2 protein-coding genes are annotated in these 3316 nt (G+C 63.5%); both read right to left on the bottom strand.

Going from position 1 to position 3316, the window contains the following annotated elements; translation table 11 throughout:
• Positions 1-182: 182 nt before the first annotated feature.
• Positions 183-2573, bottom strand: a complete 2391-nt coding sequence (ppsA, locus tag VSX60_RS22045; protein WP_327626382.1) for a phosphoenolpyruvate synthase — start codon at positions 2571-2573, stop codon at positions 183-185.
• A 43-nt stretch (positions 2574-2616) separates the two neighbouring features.
• A complete protein-coding gene (locus VSX60_RS22040) occupies positions 2617-2988 on the bottom strand; it encodes a hypothetical protein (protein ID WP_327626381.1) in 372 nt (123 codons plus the stop codon).
• Positions 2989-3316: the final 328 nt, after the last annotated feature.

Below are 3316 nucleotides of genomic sequence, written 5' to 3'. Positions count from 1 at the left end.
TCGCAAGGCGTGACGCTCAAGGCCCTCGTTCAAATCGTCGGCGAGTTCGTTGACCCATTGCTGTGCCTGTTGCGCTCCATGGGAGAAGGCGGGAACTGCGCTGTCATTCATGATCCTGTCCTCCGGACGACTATTTCGATCATCCTTTATGGGCGCGTCCGCGACATCCGCATTGCGTCAGATCAAACTGCCGATCCGCGGCCTTCGGCGCGCGCGACATGCTCCTTGACCGCGGCGAAGCTGTCCGGGCTGATCGAGATCGAGTCGATGCCGCATTCGACGAGGAAAGCGGCGAAGGCGGGATTGTCGCTCGGGGCCTGGCCACAGAGACCGACTTTCGCGCCGGCCTCGTGGGCGGCCGTGATCATGCTGCGGATCATCCATTTCACCGCCGCGTCCTCTTCGTCGAACAATTCGGCCAATAGGCTGGAATCGCGGTCGACACCGAGCGTCAACTGGGTCAGATCGTTGGAGCCGATGGAGAACCCGTCGAAGCGTTCGGCAAAGCTGCGCGCGAGGATGACGTTGGAGGGGATCTCGCACATGACGTAGACCTGAAGCCCGTCCTGGCCGCGCTTCAGCCCGTTCTCCGCCATGACCTCAAGTACCCGGTCGGCCTCGGACAGCGTGCGGCAGAACGGGATCATGACGATCACATTGGCAAAGCCCATCTCCTCGCGCAGCCGCCGGATCGCGCGACACTCCAGCGCAAAGCCTTCCCGGTATCGCGGCGAGTAGTAGCGCGAGGCGCCGCGAAACCCGAGCATCGGATTCGCCTCCTCGGGCTCGAAGCCCTGTCCGCCAACGAGATGCGCGTATTCGTTGGTCTTGAAGTCGCTCATCCGCACGATGCAGGGATGGGGGTGTGCGACGGCGGCGATACGAGCCAGGCCTTCGGCCAGCCGGTCGACGAAGAAGGCCGGCTTGTCCGCGTAGCCGCGCGTGATGGCCTCGATCTCGGTCCGGACGGCCGCATCGGTGATCGCCGCGAAATTGACCAGCGCCATCGGGTGGATCTTGATGGCGTTGTTGATGACGAACTCCATGCGGGCGAGGCCGACGCCGTCGGCTGGCAGCCGCCACCAGCGCGCGCCGGCGGCCGGATTGGCGAGATTCAGCATGATCTCGGTGCGCGTGGACGGCGCCTCACCGGGATCGCTCTCCTCGACCGAAATGTCCGCGTCGCCTTCGTAGACGAAGCCTTGGTCGCCCTCCGCGCAGGACACCGTGATCGCCTGCTCGTCATGCAGCAGCTGCGTCGCGTCGCCAGTGCCGACGATGGCCGGCAGGCCGAGTTCGCGGCTGACGATGGCCGCATGCGAGGTGCGCCCGCCGTGATCGGTAACGATCGCGCTCGCGCGTTTCATGATCGGCACCCAATCGGGATCGGTGGTTTCCGTCACCAATATGGCGCCGTCCACGAAGCGGTCGATTTCGTCCGGAGTGCGGATCATGCAAACCGATCCCGAGACGATCGCCTGTCCGATCGAAAGACCCGTGCAGAGCGTCCGGCCATGGGCGCCGAGCCGGTAGCTTTTATGCACACCGGCGGTTCGCTGCGACTGCACGGTTTCGGGTCGTGCCTGGACGATGAAGAGCGATCCGTCGCGGCCGTCTTTCGCCCATTCGATATCCATCGGACAGCCATAATGCCGTTCGATCGTCTTCGCCCATCGGGCCAGCGCGAGGATATCGTCGTCACTCAGGACCAGGCTTTGCCGCTCGATGAGCGAGGTCGGCACGTTTTTCACCGGTCGCTCACCGCCCTTGGCGTAGATCATCTTGATCTGCTTGGCGCCGAGCGTCTTCTGAATGATCGGCCTGAGTTGGGGATTATCGAGAAACGGCTTGAAGACCTGGTATTCGTCGGGATCGACGGCGCCCTGCACGACGTTTTCGCCGAGACCCCAGGCCGCATTGATGATCGCCACCCGGTCGAAGCCGGTTTCGGTGTCGATCGAGAACATCACGCCCGAACTGCCGAGGTCGGAGCGCACCATCCGCTGAACGCCAACGGACAGCGCGACCTTGAGATGGTCGAAAGCTTTCGTTTCACGATAGCTGATGGCGCGGTCGGTAAAGAGCGAGGCATAGCAGCGCCGACAGGCGTCCAGCACCTTCGCCGTGCCCGCGACGTTCAAAAACGTCTCCTGCTGGCCGGCGAAGCTTGCATCCGGCAGGTCTTCGGCGGTGGCGCTGGAGCGAACAGCGACGTCGACATCGCCGACGCCGGAGCGGCGCGACAGTTCTTCATAGGCCATCGTGATCGCGGCAGCGGATTCGTCCGGCCAGTCGCCGCGCAAGAACGCCGCCCGGATAGCTCGGCCGGCTTCGGCGAGCGTGATCTTGCCGGCCATGCGCTGGTCGAGCGTATCCCGGATGATCGCCGCAATTCCGTTTGCCGCGACGAAACGTCTGAACATCTCGGCCGTCGTGGCAAATCCAGGGGGAACCGCCACACCGGCGGGGATGAGCTTCTGGACCATTTCCCCCAGCGAGGCGTTCTTGCCGCCGACCGTGGCGACGTCGTCACGCACGATCTCGTCGAACCAGAGAATGTCGCTCTCGGACATTACACACCCATCCTGCATCGTCTCCGACACGGCTTCTCGAATTCTAGTGGAAGCCGATTTCAACACCAGCGACCAATTGCAGAACGGCCGCCGAAATGGCGATCGCTGGCGAGATTCCGCGCCCGGCGGCTATGGTCTGATCGTCGTCCTGAGATTCGTTTTCCCGCAGGACACAGCTCCATGGAGAGCCGGGACGCGTGCCGCCCCGCAAGGTGACAGCCCATCCGGGCAAAGCCTTGGCCACAAGGGCCAGCGCGCCATCCGTCGACGCGAGGGCGTCGCGGGAGTCGGCGGGCTCGGCCACTGCGGGCACGTGCTCCTCGAGAGCGCGGCGAATGTTCGTTACCAAGTCCAGATCCACCTCGTGGGTTGTCGCGCAGCGGACCAGTAGGCTTTTCAGATTTATCTCGGCCATAGCGAGCGGGCTCCTTCCATCGATGATCAAAGACGTTGCCGAGCCTCATCGCCGGTCACGTTGCTTCCGCACGACGGGAGAGCGGTGGACCGATCCGTTATGTCCACACCTGTTCTCCTGGAGATCGATGCGTAAAAGCTGTGCGCTGCTCTCCCCGTCCCCGGACGGATCGCGCCTAACGCGCTACCGACACAACGACATCGACCCGACCGCCGCATTGGGTAGTGTCCGCTTTGATGGTGGAAAATCGGACCTCGAATGGTGTGACGGAAGTGGCCACCGGATTGGCCGGCTAAGGTGGAGTTGCGAGACTTCAACCTGACCGGAG

The sequence above is a fragment of the Aurantimonas sp. A3-2-R12 genome, from assembly GCF_036016755.1.
Lineage (GTDB): Bacteria > Pseudomonadota > Alphaproteobacteria > Rhizobiales > Rhizobiaceae > Aurantimonas > Aurantimonas coralicida_A.
The sequence above is the reverse complement of the archived record's forward strand: the minus strand, read 5'-3'. Positions and strand labels throughout refer to the sequence as shown.

What these genes read in the sequence shown, in the direction of transcription:
- VSX60_RS22040 (WP_327626381.1), bottom strand. Translation starts at nt 2,988, where the DNA reads ATGGCCGAGATAAATCTGAAAAGCCTACTGGTCCGCTGCGCGACAACC.
- ppsA (WP_327626382.1), bottom strand. Translation starts at nt 2,573, where the DNA reads ATGTCCGAGAGCGACATTCTCTGGTTCGACGAGATCGTGCGTGACGAC.